Raw genomic sequence first — 20,230 nt, 5'->3', positions numbered from 1 at the left:
GCACGGGCCAGCCATGACCAGTACCGCCGAACTCACCTCGCCGTCGTCCGCCAACCTGCCTGCCGGGCCGCTGGACGACAGCTACACGCTGGACCACAAGTACACCCGTACCGATGGCCGCATTTACCTGAGCGGGGTGCAGGCACTGGTACGCCTGCCGCTGATGCAGCGACTGCGCGACCAGGCCGCCGGGCTGGACACCGCCGGCTTCATCAGCGGCTACCGCGGCAGCCCGCTGGGCGGCTTCGACCTGGAACTGTGGCGCGCCCGCCAGCACCTGGAGGCGGCGAAGGTGAAGTTCACCCCCGGCCTCAACGAGGATCTGGGCGCGACCATGGTCTGGGGCACCCAGCAGACCAACCTGTTCCCCGGGGCCAGGGTCCAAGGCGTGTACGGCATGTGGTACGGCAAGGGCCCCGGCGTGGACCGCTGCGGCGATGTGTTCAAGCACGCCAATGCGGCGGGTACGTCCGTGCACGGTGGCGTGCTGGCGCTGGCCGCCGACGACCACGCCTGCCGCAGCTCCACCCTGCCGCACGGCAGCGAAGATGAATTCGTCAGCGCGATGATGCCGGTGCTCAACCCGGCCGGCGTGCAGGACATCCTGGACATGGGCCTGCTCGGCTGGGCCATGAGCCGTTACACCGGGCGCTGGATCGGCTTCAAGACCATCGCCGAGACGGTGGAATCGTCCGCGTCGGTGCAGGTGGACCCGTTCGCGCGCCGGATCGTGCTGCCGGAAGACTTCGAAATGCCCGCCGGCGGGCTCAACATCCGCTGGCCGGATCCGCCGCTGGACCAGGAAATGCGCCTGCACCGCTATGCGGTCAAGGCCGCCCAGGCGTTCGCGCGGGCCAATGGCATCGACCGGGTGGTGATGGATTCGCCGCGTGCGCGGCTGGGTATCGTCACCACCGGCAAGAGCTACCTGGACGTGCTGCAGGCGCTGGAGTACCTGGGCCTTGACGAGCGCGCCTGCGCCGACATCGGCATCCGCGTGTACAAGGTCGGCATGACCTGGCCGCTGGAACCGGAAGGCATCGCGCGCTTCGCCCAAGGGCTGGAAGACATCGTGGTGGTGGAGGAGAAGCGGGCCTTCATCGAGCGCCAGATGAAGGAACAGTTCTACAACTGGCCGGCCAGCTGGGGCCAGCGCCCGTCCATCGTCGGCAAGTACGACGAAGCCGGCCAGTGGATCCTGCCGTCCACCAACGAACTCACCCCGGCCACCATTGCCGGCGTGATCGGCCGCCGCATCCAGAAGTTCTTCACCAACGACTCCATTGAACAGCGCCTGCGCTGGATGGATGCCAAGGAGGCCGAACTGGCATTGCCGCGCGCCAGTTTCCCGCGCGTGCCGCATTACTGCTCAGGCTGCCCGCACAACACCTCCACCCGCGTGCCGGAAGGCTCGCGTGCGCTGGGCGGGATCGGGTGCCATTACATGGTCACCTGGATGGACCGCAGCACCGACACCTTCACCCACATGGGCGGGGAAGGCGTGACGTGGGCCGGCCAGGCCGCGTTCACCGATACCGAACACGTGTTCCAGAACCTGGGCGATGGCACCTATTTCCACAGTGGCTCGCTGGCGATCCGCCAGGCGATTGCCGCCGGGGTCAACATCACCTACAAGATCCTCTACAACGACGCGGTGGCCATGACCGGCGGCCAGCCGGTGGACGGCACCCTGACCGTGCCGCAGATCGCCCACCAGATGCGCGCCGAAGGCGTGCAGACGATCGTGCTGGTGAGCGATGAGATCGGCAAGTGGAACAAGCGCGAGCTGTTCCCCGAGGGCGTGGAATTCCATGACCGCGCCGAGCTGGATGCGGTACAGAAGCAGCTGCGCGAAGTGAAGGGCACCAGCATCCTGATCTACGAACAGACCTGCGCCACCGAGAAGCGCCGCCGGCGCAAGCGCGGCAAGCTGGTCGACCCGCCCAAGCGCGTGGTGGTCAATTCACTGGTGTGCGAGGGCTGCGGCGACTGCGGCCAGAAGAGCTTCTGCGTGTCGGTGCTGCCGAAGGAAACCGAATTCGGGCGCAAGCGCGATATCGACCAGTCCAACTGCAACAAGGATTATTCCTGCACCACCGGTTTCTGCCCCAGCTTCGTCACCGTGCACGGCGGCACGCTGCGCAAGGGCTCGCGCAGCGAGCGCAGCAGCCTGCTCGACAACCTGCCCGCGCCGACCTTCCGCAGCACGCTCGAGCAGCCCTGGAACATTCTGATCACCGGCGTGGGTGGCACCGGCGTGGTGACCATTGGCGCGCTGCTGGGCATGGCCGGGCACCTGGAAGGCAAGGGTGCCAGCGTGCTCGACCAGACCGGACTGGCCCAGAAGGGCGGCGCGGTCACCACCCATATCCGCATCGCCAAGCGTCCGGAAGACATCCATGCGGTGCGCATCGCCGCCGGCGAAGCCGACCTGGTGGTGGGCTGCGACATGGTGGTGGTCAACGATTACTGGGCGCTGTCGAAGGTGCGCGCCGAGCGCTCGCAGGTGGTGCTCAACACCTATGAAGCCATGCCGGGCACCTTCACTACCCGCCCGGACATGCAGTTCCCGGCGGCCGACATCATTGCCGGCATCCGCGTGGCACTGGGCGGCCGCGACCCGCTGCTGCTGGATGCCACCCAGCTGGCCACCGCGCTGCTCGGCGATGCCATCGCCTCCAACCTGTTCATCCTGGGCTACGCCTGGCAGCAGGGGCTGGTGCCGATCTCGTTCGAGGCGCTGATGCGCGCGGTCGAGCTCAATGGCGCAGCGGTCGCGATGAACCAGCAGGCATTCGCGTGGGGCCGGCTGGCCGCCGTGGATCCGCAGGCGGTGCAGCAGGCCGCCGGTCTGGTCCGCAACGGCCATACCGATGCCGAGCGCACCCCGGGCCCGCTGCACGACCTGCCGCCGGGCGAGTGGGAAGGCAACGAATGGGGCGCCACCGCCGCGCCGCGCGAGACCGGCGACGAGCGCGAACTGCGCGGCCTGCCCGGGCATGGCGGCGGCAGCGACGTGGCGTTCCTGCCGCTGGATGACGAGCGCCTGTCGCGTTCGCTGGATGAGCTGGTGGAACGCCGGGTGCGCTTCCTCACCGAGTACCAGGACGCGGCCTATGCCGCGCGCTACCGGGCGCTGGTCGACCGCGTGCGCACGGCGGAGTGGGACAAGGCCGGCAGCACCGCGCTGACCGAAACCGTGGCGCGTTACTACTTCAAGCTCATGGCCTACAAGGACGAGTACGAAGTGGCGCGCCTGTACACCAGCGGCGAATTCCAGCGCCGCCTGGAGCAGCAGTTCGAGGGCGATTTCCAGGTGCACTTCCACCTGGCCCCGCCGCTGTTCGCGAAGAAGGACGAACAGGGCCGCCTGATCAAGCAGGAATACGGGCCGTGGATGCTCAAGGCGTTCGGCCTGCTGGCCAAGCTTAAGTTCCTGCGCGGTGGCACGTTCGACATTTTCGGCCGCACCGAAGAGCGCCGGGGCGAGCGCCAGCTGATTGCCGATTACGAACAGACCGTAGCAATGCTGCTGGAAGGGTTGAGCGATGACCGCGTTGCGTTGGCGGTCGAGATTGCCAGCATTCCGGAACATATCCGCGGCTATGGGCATGTAAAGGAAGCGCACCTGCACAAGGCCAAGGCACGCGAAGCGGTGCTGCTGGCGCAGTGGCGCAACCCGAAGGCACTGCATATCGTGCAGGTGGCGTAATCGCTGACCCTGCGTAGCAGGGCGATGCGTTTTCGAACGCACCGCCCTGACACCCGGAACGCACGCGCACCCCCAGGGTAGAGCGGACCGTTGGTCCGCTGCGCGCGAAGCGCGCTGCCGCCCGCGTTCGCAGCTTCCGGCATCCCGCGAAAGGCAGCGGACCAACGGTCCGCTCTACCGTCCGCCGCCGCTGTGTCGCACGGGTCCGGCACACCGAAAGTGTGCCACTCATTCCACGTTGCACCACGGCGGCGCAATGCCGCTCCTGTCACGGCCCACACTGAGGCTACACTTGCATCACGCCTGCCAGGTGACCCGCCGACGCTGCACAAGCGCAAGCCGCACGCCCTGTTGCGGGAAACACCGATGCCCTAAGGGCGCAAAGACAAGGAAGCTGACATGCCGAAGATGCCCCTGCAGGTCGCCGCTGTCGCAAGCCTCGCGCTGGCTGCTTGTGCAACGCCCGGGGCGGCAACGTCCCAGCCCACGGAGATTCAGGAGAGCAAGCCAATGCACGGTGCACGCTATACCTACCCCGACCCTCCGGTCGTGACCAGCGGTGAGCTGGTGTCCGAGGGCGATCCCGCCATCTCGGCGAAGATGAACTACAAGCCGGTGGAATGGCCGCTGCGGTTTGAGAAGCATAGCTTCAGCGCTCGCTGCTACGACACTCGTGAGTGTGAAGTTGTGTACGACAACCTGCGCCACGGTGACGCTCGACCCTCGCCGCCTGCCTCGACATACGGAGCCGACTACCTTGAAGGTTGGATGGGCGGGCACGGTGGAATCAGGAATTTCCCACCTGCCGCAAAAGTCTCCTGGGTTTCCAAGGATGGCACTTCACTCGAAGCCGAGATTGATATCGGAGACATCTTCAAGGATGGACTCATCCGGCATTTTGTTCCTAAAGAGGAGGTTGCTGACCTTCCTGATGGAAGGAACGAGAGCCCGCCTTCGATTCTCCTCGAGGTGAATGATCGTGTCATCCGCGTTTACATGAGGGCTTCCGTACCAACGAAGCACCTTCAGAAGCCCGGAAACCAACACAGCATCTCGCGTCGCGATCTTGTTCTGGTGAAGACATACAGCTATTGAGCAAAAGGAGTTTTGCCATGGGGAAGGTGAGTTCCAAGGGCGGCAGCCGGCCGGCTACCGCCGGTGATCTTCAGATGGAGCAGGCATTACGACAGGAGTTGGAGCAACTCTCGGTTCCTGTCTTGCAGCGCGGCAATGCTTCTCACGAGTACCTGTATCTGGCCTTTCTCGATGGCACTGGCCAGGACCTCAACAACTCCCGACTGGGCGCACCAACTACTGTTGGACTGTTGTTTGAACAGGCAGATCGTCTGGAGAAGGACGCAGGAAATCGAATCGGCTCCCACTACTCGCAAGGCATCGGGACCCAGAGCAATGCCGTCGGCCGGGCGTTCGACGGTTTGATTGCGTACTCATGGGAGGATGGAATAAAGAGCGCGTATCGCGACCTGGCAGTTCAGGCAAGTGCCTGGGTCAACAACGACCCTCAAGCCGAAATCCGCGTCGTCGGCATCGGCTACAGCCGTGGCGCGGTACAGACGGCCGGCCTGCTCCGGTTGATTGATGAGTACGGCATCGTTCCTGAAGAGGGCCTTGGGTTTGGCCATGACAGGAACGGCAACATCAGCGTCATCAGCCGGTTACCACCACTGGTGCCGCCAGGCCAAGCCGCACAGGCCACCCTGCTGCTGGATCCAGTGGCGACCAACATGCCCGCCAACTTCGACGCCCGCCTGCCACCGAGCGTGATCTCGCGCGTGGCGATCATGGCCGCCCATGAGCAGCGCGAGCTGTTTCCGCACCAGGCCATCAACGATCCCGGGATGACGCCGGATGGGCGTGCGATCAACGTCGCCGCGCCAGGTGGCCATTCCAACGTGGGCGGCGGGAACCGTGATGCTGGCCTGGAGATCCTGACCGGCAACGCCGCCATCGACTATCTGAACACGTTGCGCGACCAGCCACTGTTCGAGAAGCGCGCCGTGCCGATGGACCTCGATACGATGACGCTGTACCAGGCCGGCGGCGCGACCGCGCTGTACGGGTTGAAGATCGACCGCGACGGCGAGCGCAATCTGCGTGATGCACTGGCCAACTGCAAGATCGTCGATCCGTGCAACGACTCCGAGCCGATTGACCAGGCGCTGGCGGCGCGGTTCGAGCACCGCTCCATCCAGCCCGATCCGGCGGAACAGGCGCAGCTGCAGGCCCTGGTGGAGCTGGCCGCGCAGCGCGATCAGCGGAAGGCGCCGGACGCCCCCGGTCACGTGGACAATCCCACGCTGGCCCGCATCCGGGAAGGCGTGCAGGCCGCCGAGGACAAGGGGCAGGTCAGCTTCGCGAACGGGCTGGAACGGGAACAGTTCTGCCGTTCGGCGCTGGCCTGCGCGATGGACAACCGGGAGACGCGCCAGGCGCTGTATCCCGGCAGCAACGACGGCCCGCTGCAGGGGAGCGAGATCTCCCGCGTCGATGAGGTTGTGTTCGGATCGAAGGGCTACGCCTTCCTTGTCCAGCATGGCAGCGGACCGCATGACCAGCAGCGGGTGCCGTTTGATATCGAACTGGCCAAGCACACCCCCGTAGCGGTGTCGGACCAGAAAGTGGAGGCCGCAGCTGCTGAGATCGAGCAGCAGCAGGCGTTCCAGTTGCAGCACGCCACCCCACAGCAGGCGCCAGAGCCGACGCTGGGCGGGTTTGCACGGTAACCAACGTAGGGACACGCCATGCGTGTCCGCGCTGGCCCGGCCTGCGTGTCACCGCCGCCAGATACGCAGCCGGTTGTTGGCCGGCATCGCCACATCGTCAACCAGCCGCAAGCCCTGCGCTGCGGCCAGCGCATCCACCGCCTCGGCATCCCGGATGCCCGATTCCGGGTCCCGCGCCTTCAGCCACCCATCGAACTGCCGGTTGCTGTCGCTGCTGTAGTTACCGTTGTAATTGAATGGGCCATACACGCACAGCAGCGCATCGTCGGCCATCACCGCCGGCAGCCCGGCGAAGAGTGCCTGCACGTGCGGCCAGCTCATGATGTGCAGGGTGTTGGCGCTGAACACCGCATCGAAGCCCAGCGGGGACGCCGGCAGTGGGGCCAGGCCCGGCACCGGCGCAAGTACCGCCTGCAGCGGCCACGGCGCCGATGCGTTGGGCAGCCCCGCCTCGGCCAGGCGCTCGGCGATACCCGGCAGGTAGTCCGGATGGTCGCTGGCCTGCCACTGCAGGTGCGGCAGCTGGGCGGCGAAGTACTCTGCGTGCTGGCCGGTGCCGCTGCCGATCTCCAGCACGCGGTGGCGGTCCTGCAGCAGGCGGCGCAGCACCGCCAGGATCGGGTCGCGGTTGCGCTCGCAGGCCTCGGACCAGCGTTGTTGGCTCATGACGTTCGGAAATGTCGGATCAGCGCACATCCAACCATGACCGCAGTCACTTGTGCCAGCACCGGGTCGCAAACGACAGTCGAAGGCTGATCGTTCCCGGGGAATCGAACGCTGTGCAACGCCGTGAGTTTTTGACGCTGTCTGGCATGGGCCTGGCGGGCCTGATGGTGCCGCACGCCCGCCTGATCGCCGCCGAGCAGCTGCTCGAGCCGGCCAACGCGGTCCGCAACAAGGCGCTGGCCGAAGCCGCACTGGCTGCCGCCAAACGGGCCGGGGCCAGCTACTGCGACGTCCGCATCGGCCGCTACCTCAACCAGGCGGTGATCACCCGCGAGGCGCGGGTGCAGAACGTCACCAACAGCGAATCGTCCGGGATCGGCATCCGGGTCATCGTCAATGGGGCGTGGGGCTTTGCCGCCACCCACCAGCAGACCCCGACCGCGATCCTGGCCGCGGTGGAGCAGGCCGCCGCCATCGCCCGTGCCAACGCCACCATCCAGACCCGCCCGGTACAGCTGGCGCCGGTCAAGGGGGTGGGCGATGTGAGCTGGAAGACGCCGATCCGCAAGAACGCCATGGCGGTGCCGATCAAGGACAAGGTCGACCTGCTGCTGAGCCTGAATGCGGCCGCGACCAACGCCGGCGCAGACTTCATCAACTCCACCCTGTTCCTGGTCAACGAGCAGAAGTACTTCGCCTCCAGCGATGGCTCGTTCATCGACCAGGACGTGCACCGCATCTGGCTGCCGTTCACCGCCACCGCCATCGACAAGGGCACCGGCAAGTTCCGCACCCGCGCCGGGCTGTCTTCGCCGATGGGCATGGGCTATGAATTCCTGGATGGCGACGCCAGCGGCAAGATCCAGCTGCCCGGCGGGATCACCGCCTACCGTGACTCGTACGATCCGGTGGAGGATGCCATCGCCGCCGCCCGCCACGCCCGCGAGAAGCTCAAGGCACCGTCGGTCAAGCCGGGCAAGTACGACCTGGTACTGGACCCGTCCAATCTGTTCCTGACCATCCACGAGAACGTCGGCCACCCGCTGGAGCTGGACCGGGTGCTCGGCTACGAGGCCAACTACGCCGGCACCAGCTTCGCCACCCTGGACAAGCGCGACGCCGGCTACCGCTGGGGCAGCGAGCGGGTCAACTTCTTTGCCGACAAGACGGCCCCGGGCAGCCTGGGCGCGGTGGGCTACGACGACGAAGGGGTCAAGACCAAGCGCTGGGACCTGGTCAAGGACGGCATCCTCGTCAACTACCAGGCCACCCGCGATGAGGTGCACCTGCTGGGCGAAACCGAATCGCATGGCTGCAGCTACGCCGACTCCTGGTCCAGCGTGCAGTTCCAGCGCATGGCCAACGTGTCGCTGGCACCGGGCAAGACCCCGCTGAGCGTGGCCGACATGATCAAGGACGTGGAGAACGGCATCTACATCCACGGCCGCGGCTCGTATTCCATCGACCAGCAGCGCTTCAACGCGCAGTTCGGCGGGCAGCTGTACTTCCAGATCAAGAACGGGCAGATCGCCGGCATGGTCGAAGACGCCGCGTACCAGATCCGCACGCCGGAGTTCTGGAACGCCTGCAGCGCGATCTGCGACGAGCGCGATTTCCGCTTCGGCGGTTCGTTCTTCGATGGCAAGGGCCAGCCCGGCCAGGTCTCGGCGGTGTCGCACGGCTCGGCGACCACGCGTTTCGACGGCATCAACATCATCAACACCGCACGCAGCCTGGGCTGAGCCGCCCGGCCACCGTGCCAAACGTCACTACCGTTGGACCGCCGCGCCCGCAAGAATCGATGCACCGCTGTACCGCTGATCCCGCCTTGTTCCTGCCACCCCCACACCGACGTGGAGAGCTGCCTTGCAAAGACGTGACTTCCTTGCCCTGACCGGGCTTACTGCTGGCGGCCTGATCGTGCCGGCGTTCTTCGGCAAGGTGATTGCCGCCGAGCAACTGCACAGCACCCTGGACCCGGCGCTGAAGAAGCGCCTGGCCGACGCCGCGCTGGCCGCCGCCCGCCAGGGCGGCGCCACCTACTCCGATGTGCGTATCGGCCGCTACCTGCGCCAGTTCGTGATCACCCGCGAAGACAAGGTGCAGAACGTGGTGAACACCGAGTCCACCGGTGTGGGCATCCGCGTGATCGTCAATGGTGCCTGGGGCTTTGCCGCCACCAACCAGCTCAATCCCACCGACGTGGCGCGTGCCGCCCAGCAGGCGGTGGCCATCGCCAAGGCCAATGCCGGCGTGCAGACCGCCAAGGTGCAGCTGGCCGCTGCGCCGGGTGTGGGCGAGGTGAGCTGGAAGACGCCGATCCGCAAGAACGCGATGGAAGTGCCGATCAAGGAGAAGGTCGACCTGCTGCTGGACGTCAATGCCGCTGCGATGGGCGCCGGCGCCAGCTTCGTCAATTCGATGCTGTTCCTGGTCAACGAGCAGAAGTACTTCGCGTCCACCGATGGCTCCTACATCGACCAGGACGTGCACCGCATCTGGGCGCCGATGACGGTCACCGCCATCGACAAGGCCAGTGGCAAGTTCCGCACCCGCGAAGGCCTGTCCGCGCCGATGGGCATGGGTTACGAATACCTCGATGGCGCCGCGAGCGGCAAGGTGCTCACGCCGAACGGCGTGGTCAACTACGGCTCGTCGTACGACATGAAGGAAGACGCCATCGCGGCGGCCAAGCAGGCGCAGGAGAAGCTGAAGGCGCCGTCGGTCAAGCCGGGCAAGTACGACCTGGTGCTGGACCCCTCGCACACCTGGCTGACCATCCACGAATCGGTCGGCCACCCGCTGGAACTGGACCGCGTGCTGGGCTACGAGGCCAACTACGCCGGCACCAGCTTCGCCACCCTGGACAAGCGCGAACAGCACTTCCAGTACGGCAGCGACCTGGTCAACATCTTCGCCGACAAGACCCAGCCGGGCAGCCTCGGCGCGGTGGCCTACGACGATGAAGGCGTCAAGACCAAGCGCTGGGACCTGATCAGCAACGGCAAGCTGGTCGATTACCAGACCATCCGCGACCAGGCCCACATCCTGGGCAAGACCGAATCGGACGGCTGCTGCTATGCCGATTCCTGGTCCAGCGTGCAGTTCCAGCGCATGGCCAACGTGTCGATGGCGCCGGGCAAGACCCCGCTGAGCGTGAGCGACCTGGTCAAGGACGTCGAGAACGGCATCTACATCATCGGCGACGGTTCGTTCTCCATCGACCAGCAGCGCTACAACGCGCAGTTCGGCGGCCAGCTGTTCTATGAAATCAAGAACGGCCAGATCACCCGCATGCTCGAAGACGTGGCCTACCAGATCCGCACGCCGGAGTTCTGGAACGCGTGCAGCGCCGTGGCCGACGAACGCGATTACCGCCTGGGCGGTTCGTTCTTCGACGGCAAGGGCCAGCCGGGCCAGGTTTCGGCGGTCTCGCACGGTTCGTCCACCGCGCGCTTCAACGGCATCAACGTCATCAACACCGCGCGCAGCCTCGGCTGACCGGTCAGGAGCCCTTATTCCATGAGTATCTTCACCGAAGCCCAGGCCAAGGCCATCCTCGACAAGGTCATCGCGCTGTCCAAGGCCGATGAGACCACCGCGGTGCTGGCCGGCTCGATCAACGGCAACATCCGTTTCGCGCTCAACAACGTCTCCACCAGCGGCATCGTCGACAACACCGAACTGGCCGTCACCGTGGCCTTCGGCAAGCGCGTTGGTACCGCCTCGATCAACGAGTTCGACGACGCCGCGCTGGAGCGCGTGGTCCGCCGTGCCGAGGACCTGGCCCGCCTGGCCCCGGAAAACCCGGAGTTCCTGCCGGCCATCGGCAAGCAGGCCTACACCGCCAGCCCGACCTTCAGCGAATCCACCGCCGCCATCGACCCGGCGTTCCGCGCCAAGGTCGCCGCCGATTCGATCGCGCCCTGCCGTGGCAACGGCCTGATCGCCGCCGGCTTCCTGGAAGATGGCCAGGGTTTCCAGGCTACCGCCAACAGCAACGGCAACTTCGGCTACCAGCGCACCACCAACTTCGACTACACCTGCACGGTGCGCACCGAAGACGGGCGCGGTTCGGGCTGGGTGGGCCGCAACCTGAAGGACGCCGCCGACTTCAAGGCCGACCAGGACGTGCGCATCGCCATGCGCAAGGCCACCGAATCGTCCGAAGCCAAGGCGCTGGAACCGGGCAAGTACACCGTGATCCTGGAACCGGCGGCCGCTGCCGGCCTGATCAGCTTCATGATGAACTTCTTCGATGCGCGCTCGGCCGATGAAGGCCGCAGCTTCCTGTCCAAGAAGGGTGGCGGCAACAAGCTGGGCGAGCAGGTCTACGACCCGCGCGTGAACATGTACGCCGACCCGTGGCACCCCGAGGCGCCGGTGCTGCCGTGGGACCAGCAGGGCCTGCCGCGCAACAAGCTGGCCATCATCGAGAACGGCAAGGTCGCCAACCTGGATTACTCGCGCTTCTGGGCGCAGAAGCAGGGCAAGACCGCCAACGCCACCCCGGGCAACCTGCTGATGAGCGGCGGCGACAAGAGCACTGCCGAGCTGGTCCGCGGCACCCAGAAGGGCATCCTGGTCACCCGTACCTGGTACATCCGCATGGTCGATCCGCAGACCGTGCTGCTCACTGGCCTGACCCGCGACGGCACCTTCTATATCGAAAACGGCCAGATCAAGTACCCGGTGAAGAACTTCCGCTTCAACGAATCGCCGGTGATCATGCTCAACAACATCGAAGAGCTGGGCAAGCCGGTACGTGTGGCCGGTGACGAATCCAGCTTCGTGATGATGATCCCGCCGATGAAGCTGCGCGATTTCACCTTCACCTCGCTGTCCGACGCGGTCTGATGGCGCGCGTGCGGCAATGAACCGCGCGCAGTTCCTGCGGTTGATGCTTGGCGGGGCCGCCCTGGCGGCCCTGCCCTCGTTCGCCCGCGCGCAGGCCGGGCGTTACGACTTCTGGTTCACCCGGCTCAAGTACGACTCCGGCGACTGGGACGTGGACGCGCGCATGCCGTCCAACCTGATCACCTCTCTGATCGACTACACCACCCTGCGGGTCGACCCGACCGAGCATGTGGTCGCGTTGTCCGACCCGCGCATGCTCGAAGCCCCGTTCTGTTACCTGGCCGGGCACAAGCTGGTGGAATTCAACGCCGCCGAGCGGCAGAACTTCGTGCGCTACGTGCGCAACGGCGGGTTCGTGTTCGTGGATGACTGCAACCACGACATCGACGGGCTCTTCGCCAAGTCGTTCGAAGCGCAGATGGCCAAGCTGTTCGGGCCGGCCGCGCTGAAGAAGCTGCCCAACACGCATGCGCTGTATCGAAGCTTTTTCAAGTTCCCGGACGGGCCGCCAGCCACCGGCTTCGAGCTCAATGGCTGGGGCGATGATCTCGTGCACGATTACCTCAAGGGCATCGAGGTCGATGGCCGGCTGGGCGTGCTTTACAGCAATAAAGACTATGGCTGCGAGTGGGATTACGACTGGCGCAACAAGCGCTTCCTGGCCGAGGACAACACCCGGTTCGGGGTGAACATCGTGATGTATGCGTTGAACAACTAGGTTTCGCTGATTTCTTCAGCCACGCAGGGCGTGGCTCTACATTCATTGCTGCGAGCGTGCCATGCAAAACGATAGCCCCATTGACGCCCTTCTCTCCAAGCTGCAGCCCCTGCGCGATGCGCTGGGCACGGCCGTTGTCGGCCAGCATGAGGTGGTGGAGCAGCTGCTGATCGGCCTGCTGGCCGGTGGCCATGTGCTGCTGGAAGGCGCGCCAGGGCTGGGCAAGACCCTGCTGGTGCGTTCGCTCGGGCAGGCGCTGGAGCTGCAGTTCCGGCGCGTGCAGTTCACCCCGGACCTGATGCCCAGCGACATCCTGGGCACCGAGCTGCTGGAGGAAGACCACGGCACCGGCCACCGCCATTTCCGCTTCCAGCAGGGGCCGATCTTCACCCACCTGCTGCTGGCCGACGAGCTCAACCGCACCCCGCCCAAGACCCAGGCGGCGCTGCTGGAAGCCATGCAGGAACGCACCGTCAGCTACGCCGGTACCACCTATCCGTTGCCGGCGCCGTTCTTCGTGCTGGCCACGCAGAACCCGATCGAGCAGGCCGGCACCTACCCGCTGCCGGAAGCCCAGCTGGACCGGTTCCTGCTGCATGTGCGGGTGGACTACCCCACCGAGCAGGAAGAGCGCGACATCCTGGTGCAGACCACCGGCAGCAGCAGTGGCACCGTTCCCAAGGTGATGCACGCCGAGGATGTGCTGGCCCTGCAGGCGGCGGTACGGCAGGTTCATGTGAGCGATGACGTCCTGGGCTGGATCACCCGCCTGGTGCGTGCCAGCCGTCCGGGTGCCGGTGCGCCGGATGCGGTGAACCATTGGATCAAGTGGGGCGCCGGCCCACGTGCCGGGCAGTCGCTGGTGCTGGCGGCCAAGGCCCGCGCGTTGCTGCAGGGGCGTTTCGCGGCCACCCGCGACGACGTGCAGGCGTTGATCGCGCCGGTGATGCGCCATCGCCTGCTGCTCTCGTTCGCCGCCGAAGCCGAGCAGAAGGGCGCCGATGATGTGATCGCCGCGCTGCTGCAGGCCGTGCCCTTCCCCGCCTGAGCCTGCCGTGAGCCCGCACGCCCCGATCGCCATCCCCGCCGATGTCCGCAGCCGCCTCAAGGCGCTGCGGCTGTTGCCGCGGCGTGCGATTGGCGCGCAGGGCATCGGCCAGCATGCCAGCCGCAGCCGTGGCGCCGGTTTGGAATTCGCGCAGTACCGTGCCTACGAGCCCGGTGACGAACTGCGCCAGATCGACTGGAAGCTGTACGCCCGCTCGGACCGCTTCTTCGTGCGCGAGTCCGAGCGCGAAAGTCCGGTCACGATCTGGATCCTCGTCGATGCCACGGCATCGGCCGGGCAGGCCGACCGTGCACGCCCCGCGGTGTCGCGGCTGGACCATGCCTGCTCCACTGCTGCCTGCATCGTGGAACTGGCCCTGCAGCAGGGGGACCGCTTCGGCCTGGTCGCCATCAACGGCGACGGCGTGCAGCTGGTGCCGGCCGGCAGTGGTGCGCGCCAGCGCGACCGCATCCACCTGCTGCTGCACCGCCTGCGTGCGCGTGGCGCATGGCCCGCAGCGGACGCGCTGCGCCCGGTCTGGGAACGCGTACAGGCCAACGACATGCTGGTGGCGCTGGGGGATGGCTTCGACGACGCCGGCACCGTGCTGCTGGAGCGGTTGGCCGCCGCCCGCCGCGATGTGGTGCAGCTGCAGATCCTGACCGCCGACGAGCGTGATTTCCCGTTCCAGGACGGCCACCGCTTCCGCGATCCGGAAACGGGTGAGGAGCTGCTGGGGGATGGCCGCGCGATCCGCGACGCGTACCTGGCCCGTTTCGCCGAGGCGCAGCGCGTGCTGCAGGCACGGTTGCAGCGCGGCGGCGTTGCCCATGTGGTGACCCATACCGACCAGCCGCTGGACGCGCCGCTGCGGCTGCTGGCCGGGAGCGCGCGATGAGCCTGTCGCTGCTGTTCCCGCTGGGCCTGCTGGCGCTGGCGTCACTGCTGGTGCCGTTGCTGATCCATCTGGCGCGCCGCCACCACTACGCGCCTCTGGAGTTCGCCGCGCTGCGCTGGCTGCGCGCGAAGGCCCGCCCGCGCCAGCGCATCCGCTTCGACGAATGGCCGCTGCTGCTGGTACGCCTGTTGCTGCTTGCCGCGCTGGCCGTATTGCTGGCCCGGCCGCTGCTGCACGGCGCGCCGGTGCAGACGCGGCCATGGGTGGTGGTGGCGCCGGGACTGAGCCCGCCGATATTGCCTGCGGGCAGCGAGGTGCGCTGGCTGGCGCCCGGGTTCCCGCCGCTGCGGGACGCGGCGCCGGCCGGCCAGCAGCCGCTTTCCAGCCTGCTGCGTGAGCTGGATCAAACCCTGCCTGAGGGAACGGAACTAACGGTGTACGTCCCCGATCCGATGCGCGGGCTCGACGGCGAACGGCCACGGTTGTCGCGTGCGGTGAACTGGCGGCCGGTGGCGATGCCGGTGGCCGCACCCGTGCAGGACACCGCGCCGCAGCTGCGCGTCAGCGGCGACGACCAGGATCCGTCCGAGCGGGGTGTGCTCGAAGCCCTGCAGCGCGCGTGGAGCGGGCAGCCGCTGTCGGCGCCGCTCGCTACCAATGCCACGCCGGAACAAGGTCAGGTCGGCGTGTGGCTGGCCGATGCGCCACTGCCGCCCGCTTGGCAGGCCTGGGTGCACGATGGCGGCAGCGTGTTGGCTGTGTCGACCAAGGCGGCCACCGGTACCGGTACGACGGTGCTGCAGGATGCCAGCGGCAAGGCTGCGGTCATGCGCCATGCCCTCGGTCGCGGACAGGTGCTGCGCTTTACTGCCGCGCTGTCACCCGATGCACTGCCGATCGTGCGCGAACCCTCCTTCCCGCGTCGCCTGCTGGAACAGGTGCGGCCGCTGCCGTCGCCGCAACTGGCGCCGGCTGCCGTGCAGGCGCCGCTGACCGGTGCCAGCCCGCCGCTGGCACAGCCGCGTGACCTGGCGACCTGGCTGCTGGCGGTGATCGTGCTGCTGTTCGCCCTGGAGCGTTGGATGGCCACCGCACCGCGACGCGGGGCAAGCGCATGAACCGCGTTCACCAGGCATGGCAGCGCGCGCGGCGCCGGCGGTGGTGGATCACCGCATTGCTGCGGGTGCCGCTGGCGCTGGCCCTTACCGCCATCGCCGCGCGCGTGGCGGGCATCAACATCGGCTCGATCGTGCTGCTGGCAACCCTGCTGGTCGTCGCAGGTACCGCCACCTGGCGCGCGCGACGATTGGACCGGCACTGGCTGGTGCGCCAGCTGGACACGCATGCCATCGCGCAGGACAGCGCCGATCTGCTGTTCACCGATACCGCCACACTCAATCCCCTGCAGCAACGCCAGCAGGCGCGCATCACCGCCGCGCTGCAGGCCGCGCCGCCGGACCTGCGCACCGCATGGCCGAAGCGCTGGCTGGCCGTGTCGTGGTGTGGCGGAATGCTGGTGGCCGTGCTCGCCGCAGGCTGGCCTGCACCGGGCGCACCGCTGCCGGGCCTTCCCGGCCGTGCCACGCCTCCCGCCAGCCCGGCCCAACCGCCCAGCCTGCAGTCCTCCCGGCTGCAGATCCAGGCACCGGCCTACACCGGCCAGGCCCTGCGCACCCAGACCGCACTGGACGCCAAGGTAGTGCAGGGCAGCGTGCTGGACTGGTCGCTGCGTTTCAGCGCACAGCCCACGCAGGCCGCATTGCAGCTGCACGACGGCACCCGCATCGCGCTGCGCCGCGATGGCGAAGCGTGGGTGGCGCAGTGGAAGGCAGCCAAGCCCACGCTGTACCGCATCGTGACCGAGCCGGCGCTGACCGCGCCCAAGCTGTATCGCCTGGATGTGATGCCCGACCGCCCGCCGAGTGTCCGCGTGATCGCACCGGATCGCACCCTTGTGCTGGCTACGCCCGGCCAGCGCCAATGGAGCCTGCAGTTCGAGGCCAGCGATGACTTCGGCGTGGCAGCCAGTGCCGAACTGCACCTGACCCTGGCCCAGGGCAGCGGGGAAAACATCACCTTCCGTGAGCAGCGCATCGCGCTGGCCGGCACGGGCCCGGCCACCCAGCGCCGCTTCGCGCGCACGCTGGACCTGGCTGCACTCGGCGCCGGCCCCGGCAACGATGTGATCGCGCAGCTGCAGGTGCGCGACAACCGCACGCCCACCGCGCAGACCGCGCAAAGCACCAGCCTGATCCTGCGCCTGCCCAGCGAAGAACAGGTGCTGGGCACGGATATGGAGGGCATGGTCAAGAAAGCCCTGCCGGCGTACTTCCGCAGCCAGCGCCAGATCATCATCGACGCCGAAGCGTTGATCAAACTGCGCCGCCAGCTGCCGGCCGAGGAATTCGTGAAGCGCTCCGATGCGATCGGCGTGGACCAGCGCATCCTGCGCCTGCGCTATGGGCAGTTCCTGGGTGAGGAAAGCGAAGGGGGCGCCAAGCCGCCGCCGACCAGTGACAGCCTGCCCACCAGCGATGCTCCGGCCGCTGATCACGATGAGGATCATGCGCACGACACCGCCAGTGCACAGGGTGGCCACGACGATCACGAGCACGGCGCAACCAGGGCCGACAGCGCCCCGGTCTTCGGCGCCGCCACCGACGTGCTCTCCGAGTACGGCCACACCCACGACCATGCCGAAGCGGCCACCCTGCTCGATCCGCAGACCCGCGCGATCCTGAAGGCCGCGCTGGACCAGATGTGGTCGTCGGAAGGTGAACTGCGCCAGGGCCGCCCCGAGCGCGCACTGCCGTTCGCCAACAAGGCACTGGCCTTCATCAAGCAGGTGCAGCAGGCCGAGCGCATCTATCTGGCCCGGGTCGGGCCCGAGCTGCCGCCCATCGACGAAGGCCGCCGCATGACCGGCGACCGCACCGATCTGGGCAGCCGCTCCTCCACCATTACCCCCGTGGACGCACCCGATCCCGCCATCGTGGCGGTCTGGCAGCAGTTGGCCGACACCCGCAGCCCACCGGACCTCGACGCGCTGAGCCAGTGGCTGGGCCGCCATCAATCGCGACTGACCGACCCCCTCAGTCTTGCGGCGGCAGTCGAAGAACTGCGCCTCGCACCAGACTGTGCATCCTGCCGCACCACATTGCGCGCACAACTGTGGCGCGCGTTGCAGCGACCATTGCCGCAGTTGGAACGCCGCAGCGCACCGGACCCGATGGCGCAGCGCTACCTGGACGCACTGGAGGGCACGCGATGAGCATGGCCCCATGGATCGCCATCGCCCTGGCCCTGATCACCATCGCAGGCAGCGTACGCATCCTCCGCGTGGAGCCACGCCGCGCATGGCTGCCTTCACCCGGACCCGCCGCATTGCTCGCGTTGCAGGCCCTGTCCGCCCTGTTGCTCTACTTCACCCTCGTACCACCACAGCGCAGCGTGGAAGCGGGCCAGCTCACCGTACTGACCGGCAACGCCGCATCCGCAGGCGCCGTGCCCGCCGGCGCAACCGTGATCGCGCTGCCCGAGGCAACGCCCAGTGCACGCGCCGTACGCGCCCCCGACCTGGCCACCGCGCTGCGCCAGCATCCGGGCAGTACCTCGCTGCTGCTGGTCGGCGATGGACTGTCCGCGCGCGATCGCGATACCGCGTTGCCGCTGCGGGTAACGGTGCAATCCCCTGCCGCGCCCCGCGGTTGGCTGGATCTCCAGCCGCCGTCGGTCACCGCCCCCGGCGCGCTGTTCGAGGTTGCCGCCCGCGCCGGCGGTGTCGACGGGGCGCGCGCCGAACTGCTCGACCCGGCTGGCATGGTGGTGGACCGCGCACCGCTGGACGCGCAGGGCACCGTGCGCCTGCACGGCAGCGCACGCGCCGCAGGGCGCAGCGAGTTCACCCTGCGCCTGCTCGACGCGCAGCAGCACGTCGTTGACAGCCTTCCGGTGCCGCTGCAGACCGTGGCCGCCCCGCCACCTCGGGTCCTGATCCTCGCCGGCGCACCCGGCCCGGAACTGAAGTACCTGCGCCGCTGGGCCACCGATACCGGCCTGGCCGTGCAGGCCCAGGCCAGCGCCGGTGGCGGGGTGATGCTCGGCGATGCGCCGGTCGCCCTGAGCACGGCACGCCTGGCCGCCACCGACGTGCTGGTGCTCGACGAACGCAGCCTGGCGGCACTGGGCGCGGCGCAACGCACGCTGGTGCAGCAGGCGCTGCGCGATGGGCTGGGCGTGGTGGTGCGCAGCAGCGGCCCGCTCAACGACACCACGCGCCAGGCGCTGCGCAGCTGGGGCCTGCCGGTGAACGGCGGCAGCCGTGCGACACCGCTGCAGCTGCAGACCGATCCGGAGTCCGCACTGCTACAGGCGCGACGCGGCCCGCAGCGACCGGCCAATGACAGCACGACCTGGATCGACGAAGCCGATGCCGCTTCGCACAGTGCGCTGCCGCCAGCCCTGGAGCAGTTCGACGCGGTGCTGCCGGGTGCAGAGGCCCTGTTCGCCGATGCGAAGGGCACCGCCGTCGGCGGCTGGCGAGGCATCGGTCGCGGCCGCGTTGCCCTGCTCCCGCTGACCGACAGCTACCGGCTGGTCCTGCCCGGCCGCGACGACCGTTACGCCGAGCTGTGGTCGGGCGTGTTGTCCAAGGTCGCGCGCGCGCTGCCGGGTGCGCCTGCCATCCGCCTGCAGACAGCAACGCCCTGGTCGGGCGAGCGCGTGACCCTGTGCGAGGTACCCAACGGCACCCGCATCCGCGACGCCGAAGGCCATACGGTCGCCCTGCAGGTCGATCCGGCCAGCGGCAGCCAGCAGTGCGCCGGCTACTGGCCGCAGCAGCCCGGGTGGCACCAGCTCCAGCACGGCGACACCGTGCAGGCGTTCTACGTATTCGACCCGGCCAGCGCACAACCGCTGCACCGCCAGCAGCTGCGCGCCGCTACTGCGGATCGCCTGGCTGAATCCAATGCCGCCTCGAGCGGAACGCCCGGCAAGGTCCCCGGCCCCCGCTGGCCCTGGCTGCTCGCCTTCATCGCCGTTGCCGGCCTGCTGTGGTGGCTGGAGCGTCGGCGTCCCGCGCCACCGGTGGCGTAGCGGCGCAGCAGCGGCTCAGTCCCCCGTCGGCACCGCGCAGCCCTGCTGCGGATCACAGAACTGCAGCGCGCGGCGCTGCTGGGCTGCATCCAGCCCCGGCGGCGGGCGCGCGATGGCGGACTGGATCGGGTCCGGGGCGCGAGTCAGGGTATGCAGCCCCTGGGCGGTTTTTGCGATGCCGTAGTTGATGCCCATCATCAAATAGCCGCCGCGCATGCCCACCTCCTCCAGCGAAGGGGGTTCGTGCCAGGCGCGGTTGAACGCGTTGGGTTCGGGCTGCACCGGGGATCTGAAGCGGTACAGGTCCACTGGCACGTCGTCCTCGGGCTTGAGCGCGCGCACCTCGCCCAGCGTGGTGACACGGGCGTCCGCGCTGTCGGCGGGTTCGCCGCGATCCTGCTGGGCCTGGGCCGCGTTCGCCATCAGCAGCCCGGCGATCATTGTCGTTGTTGCCATCCCTGTGGGTAATGCCACGTGTCGTCCTGTCAGC

The 20,230-nt window shown here is 67.8% G+C and carries 14 protein-coding genes; 12 read left to right on the top strand and 2 right to left on the bottom strand.

The window, feature by feature from the left end; all coding sequences use genetic code 11:
• The first annotated feature begins 13 nt into the window (after positions 1-13).
• From AC06E7_RS07270 to AC06E7_RS07260, 3 genes are all read left to right on the top strand, one after another.
• Entirely contained in the window at positions 14-3,712 is a 3,699-nt protein-coding gene (locus AC06E7_RS07270; RefSeq protein WP_478063808.1) for an indolepyruvate ferredoxin oxidoreductase family protein, read from the top strand.
• Between the two features lie 399 nt (positions 3,713-4,111).
• On the top strand, positions 4,112-4,807 hold the full coding sequence (locus AC06E7_RS07265) for a hypothetical protein (protein ID WP_478063806.1): 696 nt from the start codon (positions 4,112-4,114) through the stop codon (positions 4,805-4,807).
• A gap of 17 nt (positions 4,808-4,824) precedes the next feature.
• Positions 4,825-6,456: a phospholipase effector Tle1 domain-containing protein gene (locus AC06E7_RS07260; protein WP_478063805.1), complete on the top strand. Its 1,632-nt coding sequence runs from the start codon at positions 4,825-4,827 to the stop codon at positions 6,454-6,456.
• Between the two features lie 48 nt (positions 6,457-6,504).
• On the opposite strand, the gene AC06E7_RS07255 is transcribed toward AC06E7_RS07260, so the two are convergent.
• Positions 6,505-7,122, bottom strand: a complete 618-nt coding sequence (locus AC06E7_RS07255; RefSeq protein ID WP_478063803.1) for a DUF938 domain-containing protein — start codon at positions 7,120-7,122, stop codon at positions 6,505-6,507.
• A gap of 113 nt (positions 7,123-7,235) precedes the next feature.
• Between AC06E7_RS07255 and AC06E7_RS07250 the strand changes: the two genes are divergently transcribed.
• The 9 genes from AC06E7_RS07250 (at position 7,236) to AC06E7_RS07210 (ending at position 19,740) form a co-directional block, all read left to right on the top strand.
• Complete coding sequence (locus tag AC06E7_RS07250; RefSeq protein ID WP_478063801.1) at positions 7,236-8,864, top strand: TldD/PmbA family protein; 1,629 nt, start codon at positions 7,236-7,238, stop codon at positions 8,862-8,864.
• 124 nt (positions 8,865-8,988) lie between these two features.
• The gene (locus tag AC06E7_RS07245; protein WP_068848202.1) at positions 8,989-10,623 is read left to right on the top strand and encodes a TldD/PmbA family protein; all 1,635 of its coding nucleotides are present in this window, start codon (positions 8,989-8,991) and stop codon (positions 10,621-10,623) included.
• A 21-nt stretch (positions 10,624-10,644) separates the two neighbouring features.
• The gene (locus AC06E7_RS07240; RefSeq protein WP_249833429.1) at positions 10,645-11,979 is read left to right on the top strand and encodes a TldD/PmbA family protein; all 1,335 of its coding nucleotides are present in this window, start codon (positions 10,645-10,647) and stop codon (positions 11,977-11,979) included.
• 16 nt (positions 11,980-11,995) lie between these two features.
• Positions 11,996-12,697: a DUF4159 domain-containing protein gene (locus tag AC06E7_RS07235; protein WP_068848198.1), complete on the top strand. Its 702-nt coding sequence runs from the start codon at positions 11,996-11,998 to the stop codon at positions 12,695-12,697.
• A 61-nt stretch (positions 12,698-12,758) separates the two neighbouring features.
• Positions 12,759-13,745, top strand: a complete 987-nt coding sequence (locus tag AC06E7_RS07230) for an AAA family ATPase (protein ID WP_068848196.1) — start codon at positions 12,759-12,761, stop codon at positions 13,743-13,745.
• A 7-nt stretch (positions 13,746-13,752) separates the two neighbouring features.
• Entirely contained in the window at positions 13,753-14,643 is an 891-nt protein-coding gene (locus tag AC06E7_RS07225) for a DUF58 domain-containing protein (RefSeq protein WP_478063798.1), read from the top strand.
• A complete protein-coding gene (locus AC06E7_RS07220; protein WP_478063797.1) occupies positions 14,640-15,761 on the top strand; it encodes a BatA domain-containing protein in 1,122 nt (373 codons plus the stop codon). Before AC06E7_RS07225 ends, AC06E7_RS07220 begins: the two co-directional genes overlap by 4 nt.
• Positions 15,758-17,914, top strand: a complete 2,157-nt coding sequence (locus AC06E7_RS07215; RefSeq protein WP_478063795.1) for a hypothetical protein — start codon at positions 15,758-15,760, stop codon at positions 17,912-17,914. The genes AC06E7_RS07220 and AC06E7_RS07215 overlap by 4 nt, the downstream gene beginning before the upstream one ends.
• Positions 17,911-19,740, top strand: a complete 1,830-nt coding sequence (locus AC06E7_RS07210; RefSeq protein WP_478063793.1) for a hypothetical protein — start codon at positions 17,911-17,913, stop codon at positions 19,738-19,740. The genes AC06E7_RS07215 and AC06E7_RS07210 overlap by 4 nt, the downstream gene beginning before the upstream one ends.
• Positions 19,741-19,755: 15 nt before the next feature.
• On the opposite strand, the gene AC06E7_RS07205 is transcribed toward AC06E7_RS07210, so the two are convergent.
• Positions 19,756-20,181, bottom strand: coding sequence for a hypothetical protein (locus tag AC06E7_RS07205; protein ID WP_478063792.1), 426 nt, complete (start codon positions 20,179-20,181; stop codon positions 19,756-19,758).
• Between the last annotated feature and the right edge of the window lie 49 nt (positions 20,182-20,230).

It is taken from the genome of Stenotrophomonas sp. Steno-Z4 (genome assembly GCF_056393145.1).
The sequence above is the reverse complement of the archived record's forward strand: the minus strand, read 5'-3'. Positions and strand labels throughout refer to the sequence as shown.